This is a genomic window from Meridianimaribacter flavus, assembly GCF_004366715.1.
Classification (GTDB): Bacteria; Bacteroidota; Bacteroidia; order Flavobacteriales; family Flavobacteriaceae; genus Gaetbulibacter_B; species Gaetbulibacter_B jejuensis.
The window spans coordinates 104045-127945 of record NZ_SOQZ01000004.1; the positions used below are offsets into that span (position 1 = coordinate 104045).

The window sequence follows — 23901 nt, forward strand, 5'->3', positions numbered from 1 at the left end:
CCACAAAACAACTACTACATATAAGGTTTTCAATGTGCTTTTTTCTGAATAGCTCTAATTTCTTTCTGAATAAATAATAAAGATTATTCTTACACTTTTAATCAAATAAAAAAGCCTGCTTAATAAGCAGACTTTACAAACTATGGGTTATTAGCGTATATTAATTATTCGCAATTCATTTTTTGTCCGTATGGCATTTGTCCGTGAATAATTCCACCGAATTGTGAACTGCCATAACCACTACCATTGTACTGTTGCTTGATTAAAAAACCTTGTAAATAGCAGTCGTTATTTTTATTTTTTTCTGTGAAAGCACCTTTTATCCAACGGTATAAAATACGACCTGTATATTTGTTTTTTACAATACTCCAGTCGTTAGATTCTATGTTTATCTTTAGAAGTTTTGCACCATCTTTTGCAATGGTTTTAGATACATTTTCTTTAGCAAAACTCACTAATGAAGCATTACTATTCATGCTACCTGCTTTTGGCATCTTTATAGCATCCATAGTTGATTTTGCAGCTGCATCATAATTGGCTTTTAACGTTGCTTCAAACTCCTTTACAATTGGCTTCGCTTTTTCTAACCACTCTAAATGAAATTGTTGATCGCCTTTACCTATCACGTTTAAAATAGTAATATCTTTTTCATGCATGTACGATGGTACATTAAATGCGTGTCCGCCTTGGTGAGATGCGGCGTAAATTACAAATACGTCGTCTGCTATTAACATGCCTCTTACTAAAATTGGCATGCCTGTACCAAGCTCTAAAGTTTGCGATCGGTCCGCGCCTACTTTGGTTGTAAACATTCCTGAAACTAACTCGTAACCAATATATCCTTCTGGTGACATAGCTACTAGTTCTGGTGTTGTTAAAAAGCGTAACCATGCATAATCTGGATCTTGTGCAGGCAATAAGTCTACATTATCGCCCATGTCTGTCATTTGGCGTCTTAACTTTACACGATCTACACCAACTGCGCTCATACCTTTTGTCATTGCAAATGGATATGACATGTATAAAAACTCATCACTTACTGTATTAGCTGATTTAGGCTTATTAGCATCTGCTTCTTGTTGCTTTTTCTCAAGATATTTTTGATAGTATAAATCTTGTTTCTCTTGGTCATTTGGATATTTTTTGGCTAATTCTGCTTTAAATTCTTCATCAGTATATTCTGTTTTTGATACATTTTGATTAGATGTTGAAGAACTGCCAACCATTCCTGAAGCGTTTTCAGATTTTGAAGATGAATTGCTACTTTCTTTTTTATCTAACTTCTTCTCTACTGCTGCTTTGGCTTTCTTCTTTAACATTTTACCAAATTGCGCATGCGACGTTGTGTAGCATAATGCCAATACAAATAATAGAACTATTTTTTTCATAAGAATTGTGTTTAGTGGGCTTCAAAATAAGCACCTAAACAACCATTCTTAATTTGGATTTTTCTAAAACCGAGGATTTTTTTTCTGAAGGAATTTTCGAGATACATCGCTTTGCTCTGAAAGACATAATGCTCTGAAAAACTACATAAACGTTTCCTTAATTACTTCTAAAAATTGATCGCGTTTAGATTTTGAAATTGGAATTCGTTTTTGATTGTTCATTAGTAAATAATCGCCATCGTCTTTAACCAATTCATCAACATATTTTAAGTTGATTAAATACGAACGATGACATTTAAAAAACATCGCGTTGTGTTCCAATTGCTCTACAAAGTGCTTTAATGGTTTACAAATGGTTTTTTGTTTACCATCCATAAGTTGTACGTTGGTGTACATACCATCGGCTTCAAAATAGACGATATCATTATGCGATGCGAACATGATGCCTTTAGGTATTTCTAAAGCAATTTTGTCCATTGAGAGTTGCTTTAACGAGTCGCGTAACTTGTTTAATTGGTCATTTAAATTGTTGGCTTTTATGGCTTCTTCAGCTTTTGTAACAGCTTCTTTTAACTCGGTTGTGTCCACTGGTTTTAATAGATAATCTACAGCCGACAGTTTGAAAGCTTCAATTGCATATTGGTTGTATGCCGTTACGAAAATGATTTTAAAATCAATCTGATTTGGAAAGTATTCTAAAATATCTAATCCTGATTGATTTGGCATTTCAATATCTAAAAAAACAACATCTGGTTTACTGGTTTTAATCAAGTCTACACCAGACGCTAAATCTTGCGCTTCTTCAATGCTTGTGATGCTTTCACAATGTTCGGTTAGTAAGTTTGATAGTAAATGTCTGGCGCGTTTTTCGTCGTCTATAATGATCGCTTTCATATCTTAATGTATTGGCATCGTGATGATCACTTTTGTACCTGCAGCAACGTCGTTTTCGTCATACAAATCGTTGGTAGTTATAGTTATGTCACGTTTTAATTTGTTTTTATATAAGTGCACACGTTCTTCGTTGGCTTTAGTAGCAAACGGTTTGTGTTGTTGGTTTGGTCGTTTTAATTTTTCCGATTGCTCTCGACCAATTCCGTTATCTTCAACCGTAATTTCTAATTTACTGTGCTGAATAATTTTCGCTTCAATATGTAATTTTCGGTCGTTTAATTTGTGTAGTAATCCGTGTTTTAAAGCATTTTCAACGTACGGTTGAATGAATAATGACGGTACTTTTATCTGTTTTGTTTTTAACTGATTATCAACTGAAATAGTATATTCCAGTTCATCTTCAAAACGCACTTTTTCTAATTCTAAATACAGTTTTAAAGCGTTTAATTCTTCTTCTAAAGTAATTTCGTTTTGCTGACTATAATCTAAATACATGCGGATTAATCGGCTAAACTTCACTAAATACGAGCTTGCCAATTCCTTTTCATTAGAAATAATATAATCTTGAATAGAATTTAAAGCATTGAAAATGAAATGCGGATTCATTTGCGAACGCAGATTTTCTAACCTTAAATTCGTGATTTTTTTATCGATTAAAATTTTATCAACTTCAGCAATGCGTTGTTGTTCTTTTTGTTGTAATCGCCATTTAAAATACAGCCAAATTAATCCGAAAACGGATGCCAAAATCAAACCATAAAACCAATAGGTTTCCCAAAATGGTTTAGCTATAGTAAAGGTAATAGGACTTGCAAATTGTACGTCTTTACTACTAATATTTTGACCTTGTAATTCAAATATATAATCGCCACTAGACAAGCTGTTAAACACCACAAAATGCGTATTTAAAGGCACGTTTCGCCACGTGGTATCAATTGGTTTTATACGGTATTTGTAGCTAACATGTTTATTAGATTGAAATCCGTTTGAGTTAAAATCGAATCGTAATTTATTATAATCGTAAGGTAAATTGTAATTGGTATTTACAACCGTATCTTTATCATTTACTTGAACGGATGTTATCCGAACTTTAGAGGTTTTAAAAGCCTTAAAAAGCGTATTTTTTTTGGGCATTACGTACAATGAATTTGGAAAAACAGACACCAAATAATCTTCAAGAATAATAAACTTATCTACTGATAATGTTAATCCATCTTGGGTGTTTAAACGCCTTACTTGATTGGTTTTGGGATGAAACTTATAAAACCCTTCTTCGGTAGAAATCCATAAAAATTCACCATCAGATTTTAATGTATTTATTTGCACTTGCTTTGGCAGCGCATCATGTCTAGAAATTAATTGACCATCCTTAAAACACAACAAGCCATTGTGCTGTGTTGCCAACCAAATAGCATCGTTTATTTTAGCGATTGAGTTTACTAAAATACTTTCGTTATCTAGCTTAATTTCTTTTGACTGAAAATTATTAACATCAAACTGATATAAGCCATCAATAAAAGAAACAAATAACTGATTGTTTAATATTTCAGATGCCTTTACTCTGCTTTTTCTAATAACTCTTGTAGAATCTGAAATATACGGTTTGTTATATATTATGGCTTCTTTGTAGCTTCCATAGAAGAGATTTTCATCATTAATTTTTGTAAATGTTTTTGCAACAGAGTATTTATTTTTTTGGTCTTTAATAGTGAACAGATTTAAATCTACACTATAAGATTCTGATGCATTAATACTAACAATCACATGGTTTTGTGATGCATCAAAAAATAAATTACCTATGATTTTTGATCCAGGTAATTTAAGCGTCTTAAAAATACCGTTTGTATTATAAAACAACAACTTACCATTATTTGTACCTAATAAAAATTGATTGTTATTTAGTGCACAAGCTGCGGTAATTTTATCTTTTGCTTGTTCTAAATTAAGCTGTCTAATATTAAGATTAGAAGACACAAAAACACCGTTGTCTAATGTTGTAAACCAATAATTTTTATTAAAATCTACCAATACATCGGTTACAGACTCGTTACTAAACAATTGTTCTTTTAAAACTAATTGCTGATCTTTTAGTTGAAAAATGAACACACCAGATGTTGTTAAAAACCAATAGTCATTATTTAAAGAAGTGATGTTATAAATGGTTAAATCTTCTAATGATTTAGGTGTCTTCAGCTTTAAAACATCTTCTATTTCAGTTTTATAAATATAAAGTTGATTTTTACCTTGTTCTTTAAAATTTAATAGCGCACTATTTTTAAAAGCGTATACCTTTGGTGACTGCATTCTGTATTTAGACGTGAGTGTTTTAAGCAGTTTTATCTGGTCATCTTTGATTTGATACCAGTTCTGTTTTTCTTTTGAAGGTCTGTTACTTGCATTCATTTTAATGACATAGGACAAATCATTGTGAGTACTCTCACTAACAGACATACCTTCAAAAAGCTTGATGGCGTTTTTGTCTTTTAAATTAATATCATAGATACCATCTACAGTAAATAAGCGTATGGATGTATTGGTAATTTCAAAAGGTGACAACTGCCCTTTTACAAGCTTACTAGCGTCATAAAAAAGGTATAATGTATCGTTTTCAACATAGAAAATTTGCCCGTAAATATTACTACACCAAAGTTTTCCTTTTTCATCTAATTTTAATTGAAATAAAGAATTTGCCTTTTGACTAGGGTTTGTAAACTTTTGGTAATTATTTCCGTTGTAACGGTATAAACCTTTATCAGCAGCAAGCCAGATATAGTGGTTGTGATCTTCTAGAATATCATAAAACTCAACATCAGGAAGATTTGATACTTTAGACATGTGCTGTGTCACCGGATTTTGAGCAACTACAAAAACTGGTAACAATAAAAATAATATGTATTTAATATAACGCCACATAAATATCAATTAACAAACTTAATATTTATGTTCACAATGAGCGTCTTATTTTTCTGTAACTACCTTATTTTTTTCTAAATATAAAAAAACGCCCACTATATAGTGAGCGTTTTTAATTTACCTCTATAAAAAATATAACTAACTAATAAAACTAAGAGATAAAGGGTATGTTGGAGTTTCTCCATTGTTTGCTTTAATAGCGTTTATGATAGGAAAAACTAATGAAATAATGCCAAGTATTATAAAACCTAATATACCTAATCCGAAAGCTAAAATTAAAGGAATGCATAATAAAGCATAAAGGATCATGCTAATTTGAAAGTTTACTATGTTTTTTCCATGAGCATCCATTTGAAATACTTTCTCTTTTTGAGTTATCCAAATTATAAGCGGAACAATTAAACTTCCAAAACCAGTAATAAAACACAATAATTGACTTAAATGTGTTATTACTATAAGTTGTCTATCTTCTCTCATGATGGTGTAAATTTTGATTGATACTTATTTGACGCTGAAAAATCAAGAATGTTACACCTTTAATATAAAAAATATTATTGACCCATTTTATAAAAAGACAATCCAATTTTAAATAGTTTTGTGATAATATTATGGACTCACTTACTCAAATAGTTTTAGGTGCTGCTGTTGGTGAAGCAGTTTTAGGAAAAAAAGTTGGTAACAAAGCTATGCTTTACGGAGCAATTGCTGGCACTATTCCAGACTTGGATGTATTGGCCTCTAATTTTACCGATACAGTATCAGCTTTAGAAATTCATAGAGGGTTTACACACTCCATAGTATTTTCTATTGTATTTGCACCTATTTTTGGTTGGCTGGTTTCAAAAATCGAATCCTTTAAAAGCTTTAAATCTTGGTCATGGTTATTCTTTTGGGCTTTTATAACACACCCTTTACTAGATGCACATACCACTTGGGGAACCCAATTATTTTGGCCTTTTGATTTACGACTTGCTTATAAAAACATTTTTGTAGTAGACCCTATCTACACTTTACCTTTTTTAGTGTGTTTACTCTTAGCACTTTTCAGCAGAAGAACTAATCCTAAACGGCAATTTTTTAATAGACTTGGCTTAATTTTAAGTTCAACCTACCTTGTTATTACTTTATTCTTAAAATGGGCTGCATTTTCCCAATTTAAACAAGCATTGAACAATCAAAATATTGATTATATAGATATTGATACAAGACCATCGCCTTTAAACACAATACTTTGGAATGCTAATATAGATACTAAAGATGTTTATTTATTGGGAGACTATTCGTTTTTTGACTCACAACCAATCTCGTTTTCTATATATGAAAAAAATCATCATTTAATTGATGACTTAAAACATAATGAGAAAGTACAACGAATGATTGCCATTACTGAAGGTTGGTACAGCATTTCTCAGAAAAACGGAAACTTATATTTTAATGATTTACGCTTTGGACTATTGAATTTAAAACCAGAATCGGACGATTTTGTGTTTCAATTTTTAATAGAAAAACATACAGATGGGACTGTAAATTTTATTGAGCAACCAAGAGACAGAAGTGATGCTAAAAGTATGCTCAATGCATTATGGCAACGCATTAAAGGAAATTAAAATCGGTATAGCATATTACCATACCGATTTAATCTTTCTATTTTTTTAATGTACTAGGGCAAACCTCATCAGTTACTGGAATTCCTGATTTTTTTATTGCTCCAAATCCACCAGCTACATCAACTAAATTATGAATACCTCTACTCTTTAAAATTGAAGCTGCTATAACAGATCGATACCCTCCTGCACAATGCACATAAAAGGTCTCTTCGTTAGGAAATTCTGCTAAGTGCTGATTTAGATAATCTAAAGGTGTAAAATGTGCAGTTGGTAAATGTGATTTTAAAAATTCGCCTTCTTTTCTAACATCAAAAACAGGAATGGTATTCGCTTCCATTCTATTTTTAAATTCATTTGCAGAAATAGATTCAATAGTATCTGTTTCTTTTTCTGCTGCTTCCCAAGCTTCATAACCGCCTTCTAAATAGCCTAAAGTATTATCAAAACCAACACGAGATAAACGTGTTACAGTTTCTTCTACTCTACCTTTATCAGCAACGATAAGAATTGGTTGCTCAACATCAGCAATAAGCGCTCCAACCCAAGGTGCAAAACCGCCATCAATACCTATAAAAATTGAACGTGGGATGTGGCCTTTTACAAATTCTGATTGATGACGAACATCTAAAACGATTGCTCCTGTTTCGTTTGCCAAAACTTCAAAGGCATTAGGAGACAATGCTTTTGTTCCTCTTTTTAATACCTCATCAATATCATCATAGCCTTCTTTATTCATTTTCACATTTAAAGGAAAATATTGAGGTGGAGGCAATAAACCATCAGTCACTTCAGCAATAAACTCTTCTTTTGTCATATCTGCACGTAAAGCGTAGTTCATTTGCTTTTGGTTTCCTAAAGTATCAACAGTTTCTTTCATCATGTTTTTACCACATGCTGAACCTGCTCCATGCGCTGGATAAACAATAACATCATCAGATAAAGGCATGATTTTGTTTCTTAAACTATCAAACAAGAAACCTGCTAAATCTTCTTTGGTAATATCACCAGCTTTTTGAGCTAAATCTGGTCTACCTACATCACCTAAAAATAATGTATCACCACTAAAAATCGCATGGTCTTTACCGTTTTCATCTTTTAATAAATAGGTTGTACTCTCCATGGTATGCCCTGGAGTATGTAGAGCAATTATTGAAATATCTCCTATTTTAAACTCCTGATTATCTTCAGCAATTATTGCATCAAAAGCAGGATTTGCAAGCGGTCCATAAACTATTGGAGCTCCTGTTTGTTTAGAAAGTGTAACGTGACCGCTAACAAAATCGGCATGAAAATGTGTTTCAAAAATGTACTTAATCTTTGCATTATCCTGAGCTGCCTTTTTAATATATGGACTCACTTCTCTTAAAGGGTCTATAATAGCAGCTTCACCATTACTTTCTATATAATAAGCACCTTGTGCTAAACAACCTGTATATATTTGTTCTATTTTCATAGTCTTTACGTTTTAATGTCTTTAAATATTTTACAGTTTTGCAAAAATAACATTTGCTGTCTATTACTTTGCAAACTCTTTTATAATTATGTAAACAGCCATGATAAGTACAAACCAACCAAAGCTCTTTTTTAGTTTTTTATTAGATACATACTTTGAAAAATAGCCTCCAAGTAAAATTCCTGCAATAGTTACTAGAGAGAATGTAATAAGAAATTTCCAATCAATTACTAGCGTTTGCATATCTCCAAGAAAACCTATCAACGAATTTATTGCTATGATTACTAATGATGTTCCTACTGCTTTTTTCATGGACAACCCAGACCATAATACTAACGCAGGAACATATAAAAAACCTCCTCCTGCTCCTATCAATCCAGTTACAGTACCAATTACCAATCCTTGAATAAAGGTTTTATAATACGGTTGAGGCACAAATTCGGTTTGAGTATCTCTTCTATTTTTTATCATTGAAATAGAAGCAAACAACATTACCAAAGCAAAAAACACCATTATGAGCATATCTTTAGTAATTGAAAAACTACTAGTACTAAAAATAACGTCTGGAATATTAGGAACTAAAAATCTTCTAGAAGCATAAACTGCCAAAAACGAAGGAAAACAAAAGAGTAATCCTGTTTTAAAATCTACTTGCTGTTTTTGATGTTTTTGTACAACACCTACTACCGAAGAAGAACCAACAACAAACAAAGAGTATGCAGTTGCTACAACTGGGTTATAGCCTAATAAATAAACTAGAAGAGGCACTGTTAATATTGAACCTCCTCCACCAATTAAGCCAAGTATAAGACCAATAACTAGTGCTCCAAAGTATTCAAAAAACAATAACAAATCCATATCTTATTAATATGAGACAAAAATAAGATAGATATATTAGTTTATTGGCAACTAATGTTACAAAAGCGAAATGATGAATATGTACTAATAGTTTTGTTTTATTCTATCACTAGTTTTTTAACACTAGTAGAGTTTTCAGTTTTTATCTTAACTAAGTAAAGACCAAGAGGAAGTTCTAATTGTATTGGAACATTATTAGCTATTTCAGACTCAAATACAGACTGACCTGTTAAGTTATATATTTCAATTTTGCCATTAGCCTTCAGTCCTTTAAAAAACAGTTTTCCGTCTGTAGGATTTGGATACATTACAACTTGCTCCTGCGCTGCAGAATTAATTGCTAAGGTCTCTTCAATTGTATACGTTGCTTGGACATTAACCGAGTTTCCGCAATCATCAGACAAAGTAAATGTTACAGTTTCAGATGCATTACAACCAAGTGTGCCATCACTATCATGAGTCACAGTTGCGCTACTACAGTTGTCGGTTCCAGAAAAACTAGCTAACCAAGATTGAAAATCAGCATTAGCACTAGCTGAACATTCTACAGTAACATTAGCTGGTGTCGAATCCCATTGAGGGTTTGTGTTATCTTCAATAGTAAAAGTCGCGTCTTTAGTTATGCTATTTCCACATTCATCAGACAATGTAAATGTAACAGTTTCTGAACCTGTTGCTCCACATAAGTCACTTAAGCCTGTACTATTATGAGTTATAGTTGCAGCTCCACAAGACACTGTACCTGAAAAACTACTAAGCCAAGTCGCAAATGCGCCTCCTGGATCTGAAGTTCCATCACAGGTAACAGTCATATCAGTTGGTTCATTGGTCCATTGAGGTGCAACAAATGTAATTCTACGCAACTCGCCTATGTAAATATTAACATAATACACAAAACCATCTAAAGGGTTTTGATACATATGAACAATTCCTAAACCTGTATTTAATGGTGCTAATTCTGAAATATCACTTATCCAGTTTTGGGAGCCATCAGTTAATGTTGCAGTGTTAATCCAGTTTCTTACATAGTCCGTGAACAAAAACTTACCATTCATAGAACTCCCAAGTGCGTCTCCTTGAATATAAACACCTGTTATGGCAGTATTTCCTCTAAACTGAACTCCAGTTGTAGGAGCTCCTGTAGTCCCTACTCTAGGATCAGTTGGAGTTGTTCCATTAAACCATGGCACACGTGCATCATTTGTACTACCATGTCTCCAAACTACTTCTGGTCTGTCATGTACAAAACGTCTCATTGCTGGATCAGCGTTATCAGTCCAATTGGTTGGTTGAGGGCAGTTACTTACAAAAAGAGCATTACCCTCATCAGGATTTGTAGCTCCACTATTATAATAACTATTAAGTTGTGTTTGTCCTTCATACAAAGGCCAACCACCATTTAAGCCTCCTTTATCAAAAATGTGTAACTCTTCCCATGTGTTCCAACCAACATCAGCAACAAATATGGTTCCAGGATTACCATCAGCAGAATTAGTGCTTCCACTTCCTGGTAAAAGTGACATTCTAAATGGATGACGTAACCCCATTGCCCACATTCTAGATTCTGGTGCTCTAGGATTTGAAGCATTAAAGTGAGGGTTAGAAGGCACTCCATCTCCTGTAGCAGGATCTAAACGTAATACTTTTCCGCAAAGTGAAGTAATCATTTGACTTCTGAAAGCTCCAACATTTTCTTCTGGACGCATAATACCATCATTTATAGCTTGCTGATAATATGTTTCGCTAGCACTTCCAACATCAGTATTTGAGTAACTTGCATTATCTCCTGTTGATACCAATAAAGTTCCATCATCAGCAAAAATAACTGTCCCTCCAGCATGCGACTCATGTGTTAATGGTACTCCAGTAGAAACCGATTCACCTAAAAGCACAGTTCTTGATGTATAATCAGTTGTTAATGGGTTACTTCCTATATTTAATTGATAGCGTGTTAATCTACTTATAGAAGCTTCGTAATAATCATTATCGTTTGGATCATAATTTGGAGTTCCATAATTCATAAGATGTTCTCTATCTACCATATAATACATATACACCAATCCGTTATTGTCAAAATCTGGGTCCAAGCAAAAACTTTGAAACCCAAAATCTCTCCAATCTCCTACTTCATCTGAAATATCTAAAACTGGTGTTGCTTGTTTTACATAAGTAGATCCATTCCAATTAGATACATAAACATGCCCTCTTTTTTCCCAAACAAACATTTTAGTACCATCATTATTAAACACTACTCCCATAATGGTATTGTAGCCTGTTTGCACTGTCTCGTGATAGTAAGTAGGTGTTGGTGTATTTGAATACAATTGTACTTCTGATAATTGAATACTATTATCAGAACCACATTGTGTAGTGAAATTTATTCTATAGTATTGATAGTATGTTGAATTTGTAAAATTAAATGTTCTTTGATGAAATCTAGTTCCTACACAAGGAATGGATCCTGAAGCGATTTGTGTAAAGTCAGTTCCATTATTTGAACCTGAAACAGTATAATTTTGAGGATCTCTATTAGGAGAATCGTTTGCAGTAGTAATCGATATTGATGATGCAGCTTTTGGGTTTGCACCTAAATCAACTGTAAAGCCCATACCATCGGCATAATTAAAATCTAAAAACTTAGTGGATGTTGAACCATCAATAATATTTTCTACAGTTTCATTTGCTGGAGAATTTACAGAGCCTAATTCTGTAACTGTCATAGCTGGTGAAAAAATAGGCGTTTGCGAAAATGAAAAGCTAACAAGTAAGAAAAAGAAGCTTAAAAACGGAATAGTCTTAGAATAAGACTTAATATAATAGCAAAACATGTCTAGTGACTTTAAGTTAAAATAAAATGATTTGCTATTAATCTTAATCCAAATGTAGGGATAAAAAATTAAGGAAAATAAATAATCTCGATAAGTCGTTTAAATAGGCTTTAAACAACCACATTTTAACAATAATTCACTAATTTCCAACACATAACACCTAACGTTAATGTACAGGGTTTTGTGCACATGGACAGTTACTAATTCCTTGTAGAAAATCAAACCCAACAGTTATACTGTGTGTCCCTGAATTATAACCAGCCAAATCATTAATTGTAAACTGATAGGAATACGCAAAATAAAACTTTGACTTCATGATACCTGCCATAGGACCAATATTTAAAGGTTTAAAAAACTGGTCGTTAAGAAACCTATAGGATGCTCCAACCCAATAATAATCTTCATTTCTGTTATACTTTCGGTATTTGAAGTTGATATCAGTACTTGAACGCTTATCACTATTGAATAGTTGATAGTAAACAGACGGTTCAAACTCTACTCTTTTATTTTGCTTACTCTGAATGATTAAACCTGAATATAATTGAAAGTTTAAAAGTAAACTTGGTTCTATTCCAACAAAATCATCAATTTCTTTTTCAAGAATATTGTTAGCATTTAAGCTAAAATAAAATCCTTTATATCTATATAAGGCTCCAATATCAAAGTTATTGTTATTAATTGCTCTATCATCAGTGATACTTGGATCTACAATAGGAATTTCGTAAGTAGGTTCAAAATTTTCAATATCAATTCTAAAGCTATTAATATTATAAGAAACACCAAATGACAGGTATTGCTTAGATTTATAATCTAAAATAAGGTGATGCGCAAAAGAGAATTTAACTCCTTTTTGACGTGTATTTCCGTTTTTATCATTGTATAACGACAAACCAACTCCTGAACGGTCTGCAATTCTAAAATCGGCATAAAGCGCTTGATTATCTGGGGCGTCTTTAATACCAACCCATTGTGTTAATCCGTTGGCTCTAATTCTAAAGTTATCTCCAATTCCTGCATAGGTTGGTGAGATAACAAAACTATTGTCGGCTAAATACTGTGTCCAAACTGGCAAATTCAACTCTTGTCCATAACCATTTATGACTACTAAAAACAGAATGTATTTTATAATTTTTTTCATGAAATTCCTTTTTTATTAAAAGACCATTTAGACCTTAACTATTATCTGTAAAGTGTAAAGTGTCCTACAAAATCTCTATCATCTACTGAACTATTTAACCTAACCACATACCAATAATCTCCAGTTGGTAACTCGGTATTATTATACCTACCATCCCAATATTGTCCTTGTCTATAGGTACCTACTTTACGACCATAGCGATCAAAAATGTCGAACTCTAGATTAGGATAATTTTGAGTACATCCTGGAGCCCAATAATCGGTAACTCCATCTCCATTTGGTGTAAAGTAATTTGGAATACATATATCTATATACTCCATAACTATAGTAGCCGTTGCAGTACATCCACTACTATCAGTTACAACTACTGTGTATTCACCAGTTTCCATAATGACAAACGTATTAACATCACCATAATCTTCATCATTAAGTGAGAATTGATAATCTCCTGTCCCTCCAGAAGCCACAGCTATTATTTCATTTATTTCTCCTTGATTTAAAACCAGAGTTAATGGCTCATAGCTTTCAATATCGAAAAGTTCAGTAGTTTGAATACATCCATTAGTGTGTCTTACATCTACATAATTACCAATACCTGAAGGTACATCTACAAAGATGTTGCTTGTTTGGTATGGTCCATTGTTTAATGAATAGTCCAAATCAGCAGGATCAACATCTCCTGTAACTGTAACAATAACACTATTTGAAGAGGCATTATCCACACACGCATATTCAACTTCTACTGCTGGTTCAAAACTTATAGCTTCAGGGAAAGTAATATTCCATTCAGATTCGCAACCTTGACTATCTCTTACAAAAACAATATGGTCGCCTCCATTTAAATCAGTAAAATCAAATTCTGTTTGACTTGGCGTTCCTGTAGTATATGGACCATCATAATCATCTAAACTCACACTGTAAGGCGCTGTACCACCTGAAATTTCAATACTGAATTCTCCATTAGCATCACCTTCACATAGTTCAGGGAACATAGAATCTGGAACAATACTAATAATTACAGGTACTGGCTCTTCAATGGTGAAATTGTAAGTTAAATAACAACCTAACTCATCTTGCACAATAACATCATAAGTTCCAGGAGCTAAATCATCAAAAATATTCGTTTCAAAAAACTGATTAAGTTGAGGCGAAATCGCATACATGATAACTCCTGTTCCTCCTGTAGCTGTTATTTCTAAAACACCATCATTTGCTCCTGTACATGTTACATCGGTCACTGTAAACGTCGCGTCTAACATTTGAGATGGTTCAGTAATTGTTATTGGTGCAGAAACTGTACTACAATCGCCACTTTCAACACTAACTACATATGTACCTGCAACAAGTTCGGTAAACATTCCTGGTGTATTTTGAGTTGCAGAAATTGGGTTACCTGAAGTATCTTCTAACGTGTACACATAGTTTCCTAAACCTCCTTGAGCAGTTGCAATAATAGATCCTGTATTATCTCCAGCACAATTTATAGTTGGATTGTTAGAATACAAGTCGATTTCTAAATCTAGAAGAGGGTCAATTGTAATTTCATTAGATACATTGGCTACACAACCATTGGCATCCATTACATAATATTGATATGTTCCTACTGGAACTGAAAATGTTGTAGAGGTTGTAAACGTTCCTAAAATTGTGGTAAAAGTACTATCGTTACTGTAGCTGTATGTTCCTGTTCCTCCTGTAGCACTTAATGTTAATGTTGACTCTATTAAACAAGTTTGAGTACTAGCTGTCACCAAACTAGCTTGTATAGGTGTTGGTTCATCAATCACTATATCTAGCGAAGTCATTTCACAATTATATCCATCATTTATAACTACTGAATATGTACCAGCTCCTAAATTTGAAAACACATTAGACGTTTGTGGTCCTGATGAACTTGGAGTTGGTAAAATAGTGTTTAAAGTATATGTGTAATCACTTCCTTGACCACCAGTAACATTTGTTACTGTTATTGTAGCGTTTTGATCACCAAAACAAGACAATACTGTTGTACTTGGCGTAAACGTTGCATTAATAGGTGTTGGTACTTCTAGTGTAATAGTTTCAGAAGCTATACAACCTCCTGCATCCATTACATTTACTGTATACGTACCTGCAGAAAGGTTTTCAAACATTCCGTTTGGAGAATAGGCAATTGTTGCTGCTCCTGTTAGTTCATACTCATAACTTCCCCATCCACCAGTAGCGATAGCAGTAATAGTACCTAGGTTATCGTCACAAGTTACATTTGAGGTTTCTGAAACTGTTAGTGTTAACGCTTCTGAAGGTGAAGAAATAATCACACTCTCAGTGGCACTACAAAACGGACTTTCACTTTCTGTGATAACAACAGTGAAAGTTCCTGCAGTCATTCCTGTTACAGTTAATGGGTTTGTAGCTGTATTAGCATTAACTGCTCCAGTTACTGAAGTTCCAACGCTATCAAACACTTCATAAGTATATGTTCCTGAATATCCACTAACATTAATATCAAAACTTCCTGAAGTATCTCCAAAACAGGTTACAGCAGTTGGCGTTGTTGTAAATGTAGGTGCTATTGCTTCAGGTAACGATACTGTAACTTCTTCAGTACAAGAGGTAACTGTATCAGTTACTGTTACTATATAAACTCCAAAAGGGAGTCCTGAAATTACATCTCCAGCAATACTCACAGAAGCAGGATTAGGGCTTATGGAATAAATATAAGAACCTGAACCTCCTGATACTGACATTGTAATTTCACCATCATCATTATTACAGGTAGGAACCGTATTTACAGTTGGCGTTAATCCTAAAGGTGGCGCAATTGTTACTGAAACTAAGTTTCCACAACCATTGGCATCATTTATTTCAACAGTATGTGTTCCTGAGTATAAATTTGAAATTGTAAATGGAGCTGTTAGTGTTTGAAATGCACCTCCATTAATACTATAACTATAAGGAGCAATTCCTGCAGTTGTTAGTGCTACTTCTATTTCAAAATTACCTTCTTCTGTTGCACATTGATCACTTAATGTTGCTGTAATTACAGGAGAAGAATCCATAGGTAACACAACAACAGGACTTGTTACTACACAACCATAAGCATCAATAACATGTACATAGTAACTTCCTGCATCCATATTAAATGTACTTGCTGAACTCCATGAAGGATCGTTAGCTGCTGGAGCAGTTGCTGTTGTTGTAATTTGATATTGATAAGGCGCTGTTCCATCATGACCAATAGCACTAATAACACCTGAACTTGGGTTACAGTTAGCGTTTTGATCTACTGAAGTAGTTAAACTTAATGGAATTGCAGATTCAGTAATATTAAAAGGAGCAGTTACCACACTACAGCCTGCATTGACTCCTGAAGTTTCAGTAATTAACACATAGTAGTTTCCAAATGGTAAAGGCCCTAAGTTTGTAACATTTAGCGAACCTCCTGCTGTAACTGTTCCAGAACCTGTTATTCCTGTATTTTGTTGTGATATGGCATCAAATATTGTATAATCTACTGTTACATCAGTCCCATAAATACTGTTTACAGTAAACGATACATTACCATCGTCACTTCCTGTACAAGTTATATTATTAAAACTCTCAGCACTTATTGACAAGGTTGAATTTGTAGGTATAGGCGCTGTTGCAGGTTCATAATAACTACACATAGTAGAGGCATCATATACAATAAAAGTATAGGTAACTCCAGGTGTTAATCCAGTAAATGTAGCTGATTGACTTCCTGGTGAATCTTCAGGAATCCACGTTCCTGCAGGATTAGGATATACCGAAGTAGGTCCTTGGTAAATACTAAAAAAGAATGGACCAAGACTTGGTAAACTAGAACCAATACTTACTACTGCTTCTCCTCCTAATGCACAATCTACCGAAGTACTAATTACAATATCTAAATCTGTAGGTGGAGACGCAACTAATACATCTTGATGTAAAACCGAACAACCATTAGCATCGACTACATTAATTTCATATAAACCAAAATCAACCACATCAAAACTTACCGAAGTTGACCCTGTAGCATTCAATTCAGAATTTGAATAACCATTAGTTCCTGTTACAAAGTAATTGTAAGGAGCTGTACCACCTACAACGCTATCAATAATAATAGAACCTTGAGACACTCCTCCTGCTGTACACGTAATATCAATGGTATGATAATTTACTACAATTGCATCAGGCTCATTTATAGTAATGGTTTCAGTGCCTGTACAAGAATTAGCATCAGTAATAGTAATAGTGTAAGTTCCTGCTTCTAATCCTGAAGTTTGCGTACCATAATCTGTAGCAGTTGTATCATTAAATACATTTATTGTAAAAGGAGGCGTTCCTACTGAAGGATCAATTGTAATATCAATTGCTCCATTAGTATCTCCATGACATAAAATAGGCTGAGTTTGAACCACAGCACTTATTGCAGGAGGAACAATTGGTGCTACAGTATGAATTACAGATTGAGCTGTACATCCATTAGCATCAGTAATTTCAAATTGATAAGCTCCTGGAGTTGCAGTTGTATAGGTAAATGTTGTTCCTGTTGCTCCTAAATTACTAAACGCTCCACCATCAATAGATACTGCATAAGTAAATGGAGCTACTCCACTTGATATTGTCCCTTCAATTACAGCATCAGGTGTTGCTGTACAATCAAGACCTTCAACTAAAACTGTATTTACCGAAACTACTGGCAAAGGATCTATAGTATAAGATTCTGAATATTCACAGTCATTTTCGTCTCTTACTTGAAATGTATATGTTCCTGGAGCTAAACCTGAAAATACATTTGACGTTTGGTAAGATGTTGCATAAGAAGCTGGAGCAGTAATTTGATATTCTAAAGTTCCTGTTCCACCTGTTACACTTGAAATAGTAACAGCTGATTCATTTGTTGGACAAGTTAATGGTGTATGACTAAAGGTTAAATCTGTTGGAGGATTCAACGCATCAATTGTAATTGTATTAGTAATAAAAGTACATCCACTTGCATCTTGAATAGTTACAGTATACGTTCCACTAGTTAATCCGCTAAAAGTATTACCTGACTGAAAATTAACACCATCAATACTATAAGTATAAGGTGGTGTTCCGCCTGTAACTCCTGTAACTGTAATTGTTCCGTTTGTTGTACAAGTATAAGGTGCTGATAATTCTGCTGTACCATCAATAGCGTCTGCTGAAGTAATTGTTACCGTTTGAGGATCAGTTAAACAAACCGAAGTTCCTACCGTATATTGAACGACTACATCATAATCTCCTTCTGAAAGTCCTGAAAACACTGATGAATTAGAAAAAGTCGTTCCTCCATCAATACTGTATTGTAAACTGTTACCATTAGTATTGGTCACATTTATGGTAATTGTTCCATTTGACGAACCTGAGCAAGAAATATCTGTTGTTGCAATGGTAAAATCTGGAGCAGGAATAGCATCTACAGTAATAGTTGTTTCTGCTGAACAGTTATTAGAATCTATTACTAAAATATCATAAACTCCTGGTGAAGTCACTACAAATTCAGGTACAGTTTGGAAATCTGTTGTACTATTTATAAAATAAAAATATGGAGCTGTTCCACCTTCTGGATAAATAGTAATTTCTCCATCACTACATGTTAAAGGTACGGTTACTGCTGCAGTAACAGTTAATAATGGTGGCTCGATAATTTCTATATCTTCAGTATGAAAACAACCATCTTCAGTTTCAATATTAACCGTGTAGGTTCCTGGGTTTAAATTTGCAAACGTATAGTTATTTTCGGTAATAGGACCTACACTATTTACTAATGTTCCTCCATTATATATTGAAAAAAAGTATTGAGGATCAACATCATTAGCAGCTAAGTGTACACTTCCTAAATCACCATGACACAAGGGTTGTGTTACTAAAGTTGAAACCGTAAAATCACGTTCTAAAATTTGAACATCTGGTACAGTAAACACACATGGGTTTGTTGACACTCCAATTTGTCTAATATATACAGTATAAAGTCCAGGAGTTGTTACTGAAAATACATTGCTTGTTTGATAATTTACATCATCTAAACTATACTCATAACCATTTGGCACATCTAAAACCGTAATACTTCCTGGTGTTGTACAAATAATATCAGTAGCAATTACTGAAGGACTTAAAAGATTTTGATATACATTGAAATAGAATTGTACAAAACAACCACCTTCATAATTAATAGTTAACCTAAATTGACCTGCTGTGTTTGCTGTAAAGTCCGAACCTGTTGCTACTTGATTCCAAGTACAAGCATCGTTTTCGTTAGCGCAATCGTCATCAGTTACAGGAGCACAACTCGATTCATCTAATTGTTCCCAAATTATTGAAGTGGCTCCAGCAATATCAGTTTCAATTTCTCTAAAATCATTTGCTCCACATAAAAATATATTTGGTAATAATTTTCCATCGTTTGGACAAGTCACCACCTCATCAGCATAAGGAATAACAGGGTTCGTTAAGTTATTACCTCCATAAAGCCCAACAACATATTCTTGCTCAATAGATTGACAAGGTGCTAATGCAGTATTAAAAGAATAATACGTACCTGTGTTTGTAACTGTAATGGTTTGTGTAGTGCCTATTACAGGAGTTCCTGTTGGACTTGTTGACCAAGAGTACGAATCATAACCATCAGCTGCTGTAAGTTCAACACTATCGCCACATAACACTATGTTTTGTGTAAACGTACAATCTAAATCTGCTAAAAAGTTTGTGGCTTGAGGAGTAATTAAACATCCTGTATTACTACTTAAACTTGGGTCATCTGTAATTGTGAAATTAGGATTAAAAAACCCACTGTAAGAAGCAAAAGCTTGATTACTTACAATGTTTGAACACGCATCAGCCAACTCATTACAAGTATCTACAACTTGAACTTCAATTCTAATTTCGTAAACTGGATCATTTTCTTCAACTAGATAGTCTTCAATATCAAATATAATTTCTCGAGTAGTAGGATCGTAACTTACAACTGTAACTCCTGGAGGTAAAACCAAATCCTCTGGGTAATTGAAAATAATATTTACCGGAAGAATATCTCTTATTTGAAAATTTGTAGCATTATCATTTCCTGTATTTTGAAAACCGATAACATAATTTAAGGACGCTCCTAAACCAACAGTTTGCCCTCCAATGTTGTTTCCTGAGTTGTCCTCTACAATTTTTGTAAGTACAATATGTGGCTCAATAATTTCTACTGCAAATGCGAAAAAGTAAGGAAAATAAGTGTCACCACTTGTTTCTAACCTAATTACTGCAGATGTAGCATCATTAGCAATTACTGTATTTCCAGGATTAGGAACAGTCATTACACCTGTGTCAAATCCTAATGTATTGGTACTATTAGGAACTCTGTTATTTACAGGTGTTGCATCTAGTTGCGTTACAGAACTATTAAAAAAGTTACCCACTGGTCTATCTGCAGTAGATAATGGCACACCATTAAGTAACAAACGGTCTCCTAAAATAGGCTTATCTCCTTCTAAAGTTGCAAAAGCAAAATTTGCTCTTACAGGAGCAGGTGCTGGAATAGTTCTAAATCCACTAACAGGAATATCAAGATTTGGATTACCTCCTGCAACACTAATTGCACTAAAACCGTCAAAACTGGTAATTGATTTACCAGGTAGTGTTGGGTCTTCATACACAACAAAAAGTGACCATCCAGCAGATTCTCCAGTTCCATTATATGGACTATAATCAGACGATTCTCCCTCAGCTGATGACACGTTTGCTACAGTATAAGTTCCCAAATCAACACCAGTTCCAAAACTTGTTACAATACTAGTTACATCAGCAAAACAAGCATAAGAAAAGCTGTCTCCTCCATCAACCGAACTACCATTTGCATCATAAATTACTGTACCAGTAATATCATTATAACCTCCAACAGGACCTCTTAACTTAACATTTGTAATTGGTTCGTCACCAGGATTTACTGCTCCCCAATATAAACCAGCATAAATAATTTGGTAACAGTTTGGGTTAGGAATTTCTAAATCAGCACTCGAAGAAGAAAACGTTGTTGGATCTCCATCAATATCAATATAAGTCATATTAACATTGTGGTTATACACCGAGTTATTATTAAACGCATTATTATTTGGTCCAAGAATATTGTTACCTATAAGCACAATATCACCTTTTAAATCTTCATTGAATCTTGGTGTAAAAGGCTCGTAGTTTTGGGCATAACATTGTAGGCCTAAAAACAATAATGAAACTAAGGTTGCTAGTTTAGAAAAAGTAGGTTTTTTCATGGTATTCAATTTTTTTAATTCTGAGTTCAAAAAGGGGCATAATTGAACCTAGAATTGGCCTATTATTTTATTAGTTTTCTATTTTCAAGAGTGATGCTTTTGCTTTATATGGTTTACTTTCTTTAGCTTCCAGTGCTGCATTTGCAGCTTGAATGCTTTCAAAACTTTCGTAATAGATGTAATACTTACTTGTCTTAACATCGTAGAAGAAATTAATATTCTTCTCACCTGAAGCTACTGCTTTAGCTAAGAAATCATCCCTCTTTTCTACATCAGTATGTACTGCAACTACCAAATAATATCCATTTTCTACATTTTGAACATTCTTAAGAATTTGGATATTGCCACTTAATTCTTCTCCAAAATCAAACTCTTCTTCAGGAATTGGACTAATACTAAGTGGTGTGTTTTGCTTAATGCTATTTAACCTCGCTTTATCTTGAGCATATCTATCTTCTTCATTATCATAAAGTGCGCGTTTAATTCTTCGTTTTCTTTCAAAGTCAGTTGCTAAGTTTATATCTTCCAACCTACTTTCTAAATCAGATTTAGCTTTAATAGCAGCCGCTTGTTCGGCTTTTAAAGATTTAAGTGCTTTTTGATAGTATAAGTACACTTCATCCATTGCTACGGTTTCTATTTGTTGTCTTTGATTGTATAAAGATTCTAATTCGTTGATTTTATCACTAGTCGTTTTAATCGCATTATCTAAATCTGTTCTTATTGCTTCAAGAGCAGCATTTTCAGCTGTAATACTCTTAAATGGTTTAGGTTCCATATAAATACCTTTTTCACTTAAATCGTTTTCCTCTTTTAAGTCTTTAAGGTCTTGGTCTTTTACATCAATAGCATCTAAAAACTTCTTTAATAAAGCTTCTTGCTCTTTCTTAGACGCTTCGGTAGACTCAGATATTTCGTTCATAGACTTACCAAGATTATCAGTTGCTTCTGGCGGTGTATCTTTCTCTTCATCAACCACTTCATCCTCTTGACTTTCTTCTAATTCCTGCTGAGCTTTTGCCTCAGCCTCTGCTTTAGCCTTAGCTTCTGCTTCTTGTCGTGCTTGTTCTTCTGCTGCTGCTTTGGCTCTTGCCTCCTCTTCAGCCTTTTGTTGTGCTTCGACTTGGGCTTTTGCATCAGCTTCAGCTTTAGCCTTAGCTTCCGCCTCTTGTCGTGCTTGCTCTTCTTCTGCTGCTTTGGCTCTAGCTTCCTCTTCAGCTTTTTGTTGTGCTTCGGCTTGGGCTTTTGCCTCTGTTGCTGCTTTAGCCTTAGCTTCCGCCTCTTGTCGTGCTTGTTCTTCTGCTGCTGCTTTGGCTCTTGCTTCCTCTTCAGCTTTTTGTTGTGCTTCGGCTTGAGCTTTTGCCTCAGCCTCTGCTTTGGCCTTAGCTTCAGCTTCTTGTCGTGCTTGCTCTTCTGCTGCTGCTTTGGCTCTAGCTTCCTCTTCAGCCTTTTGTTGTGCTTCGGCTTGAGCTTTTGCATCAGCTGCTGCTTTAGCCTTAGCTTCCGCCTCTTGTCGTGCTTGTTCCTCTGCTTCGGCTTTCAATTTACGTTCGGTTGCTTCTGCTTTAGATAGTTTAACAGCAGGCTTTATTTTTCTTGTTGGAGAAATTAAAGCACTTACTTCATCTTCGCTACTATAATCAAAGTTTGTGTTGTTCTTAAATTTGTAGGCTAGTGTAATTTCATGTGATGGACCAAAATCTGTTAAATCACCAAGCGCTTTTTCAAAGTTGTATTCAATTGAAATTTGATTCGTGATATTAAGTCCTAAACCTGCTGAACCACCATACAGAGTGTTATAACCAACTTGTGCCCAAATACCTTTAGGCACCATTACCATAGCTATACCAGAAATAACTGTTTTATCTTTTTTAAATTCTGAACGTAATAAACCTGTAAACTTACTTTCATCAAAAAAACCACGACTATCCATATAACCTGTATACATCATATGTGCTTGAATAGCTTGTTCGGGATTATCTTCTATAAGTTGAGAACTATTGAGATTATATAAGACTAAGTTGTTTATTGATATCCCAAAGTCTAAAAATGCTGTTCCATAGTTTATTCCAGGATTAACGGTAAGCATAAAGTTTGAAGGAATATTGTCTAACGAAGGGTCTGGAAAATTAGTAACTACATTTCCATCGTTAACTCCACTTTTATAAGCTCCAACGTTAAGACCAAATGTTAGGTTATTATCCGTATTGAGCCTAACGTTATAGGCAAAGTTAGCAAGTCCACCAAAAGTAGTTAGTACTCCGTAGTTTTGTTGAAATACACCTACGCCAATACCAATATTTTCTTTAAACCTTCCTGAAAAACTCACCAAGTAGGTTTGTGGCGCGTCTTCAAACTGAACCCATTCTCTTTTATTAGTTAAACTTATGTATTTATTTTGTTCTCTAACAAAGCTAAATGTTGGATTAATAACATATCTGTTGAACTTTAAAGAGTTTCGTACTGGTAGCGCAAGAGCAACTACTCCATCATCTTCTTGAGAGTAGGACATCTGTGTAGAACAGATAAATAACGCTATTACTAGTACAAAAAGTTTCATT

At 34.0% G+C, this 23901-nt stretch carries 11 protein-coding genes; 1 reads left to right on the plus strand and 10 read right to left on the minus strand.

What is annotated here, in order from left to right; genetic code table 11:
* Positions 1-164 precede the first annotated feature (164 nt).
* The 4 genes from A8975_RS09570 to A8975_RS09585 form a co-directional block, all read right to left on the minus strand.
* A complete protein-coding gene (locus A8975_RS09570) occupies positions 165-1388 on the minus strand; it encodes a hypothetical protein (RefSeq protein WP_134200108.1) in 1224 nt (407 codons plus the stop codon).
* Between the two features lie 141 nt (positions 1389-1529).
* Complete coding sequence (locus A8975_RS09575; RefSeq protein ID WP_134200110.1) at positions 1530-2282, minus strand: LytR/AlgR family response regulator transcription factor; 753 nt, start codon at positions 2280-2282, stop codon at positions 1530-1532.
* Positions 2283-2285: 3 nt separating this feature from the next.
* Complete coding sequence (locus A8975_RS09580; protein WP_243832970.1) at positions 2286-5117, minus strand: histidine kinase; 2832 nt, start codon at positions 5115-5117, stop codon at positions 2286-2288.
* Between the two features lie 216 nt (positions 5118-5333).
* The gene (locus A8975_RS09585) at positions 5334-5672 is read right to left on the minus strand and encodes a DUF4870 domain-containing protein (protein WP_129760691.1); all 339 of its coding nucleotides are present in this window, start codon (positions 5670-5672) and stop codon (positions 5334-5336) included.
* 131 nt (positions 5673-5803) lie between these two features.
* On the opposite strand from A8975_RS09585, the gene A8975_RS09590 reads away from it, so the two are divergent.
* Positions 5804-6802, plus strand: coding sequence for a metal-dependent hydrolase (locus A8975_RS09590; protein WP_134200114.1), 999 nt, complete (start codon positions 5804-5806; stop codon positions 6800-6802).
* Between the two features lie 37 nt (positions 6803-6839).
* Here the strand turns inward: A8975_RS09590 and A8975_RS09595 are convergent, their stop codons facing one another.
* From A8975_RS09595 to A8975_RS09620, 6 genes are all read right to left on the minus strand, one after another.
* Entirely contained in the window at positions 6840-8255 is a 1416-nt protein-coding gene (locus A8975_RS09595; RefSeq protein WP_134200116.1) for an MBL fold metallo-hydrolase, read from the minus strand.
* 63 nt (positions 8256-8318) lie between these two features.
* The gene (locus A8975_RS09600) at positions 8319-9113 is read right to left on the minus strand and encodes a sulfite exporter TauE/SafE family protein (protein WP_134200118.1); all 795 of its coding nucleotides are present in this window, start codon (positions 9111-9113) and stop codon (positions 8319-8321) included.
* Between the two features lie 98 nt (positions 9114-9211).
* Positions 9212-11941, minus strand: a complete 2730-nt coding sequence (locus A8975_RS09605) for a PQQ-dependent sugar dehydrogenase (protein WP_134200120.1) — start codon at positions 11939-11941, stop codon at positions 9212-9214.
* Between the two features lie 166 nt (positions 11942-12107).
* On the minus strand, positions 12108-13079 hold the full coding sequence (locus A8975_RS09610) for a type IX secretion system membrane protein PorP/SprF (RefSeq protein WP_129760686.1): 972 nt from the start codon (positions 13077-13079) through the stop codon (positions 12108-12110).
* 41 nt (positions 13080-13120) lie between these two features.
* A complete protein-coding gene (locus A8975_RS09615; protein WP_134200122.1) occupies positions 13121-21340 on the minus strand; it encodes a T9SS type B sorting domain-containing protein in 8220 nt (2739 codons plus the stop codon).
* 70 nt (positions 21341-21410) lie between these two features.
* Positions 21411-23900 carry a type IX secretion system membrane protein PorP/SprF gene (locus A8975_RS09620; protein ID WP_134200124.1) on the minus strand — a complete coding sequence of 830 codons (2490 nt, stop codon included), beginning with the start codon at positions 23898-23900 and terminating at the stop codon, positions 21411-21413.
* Position 23901 lies beyond the last annotated feature (1 nt).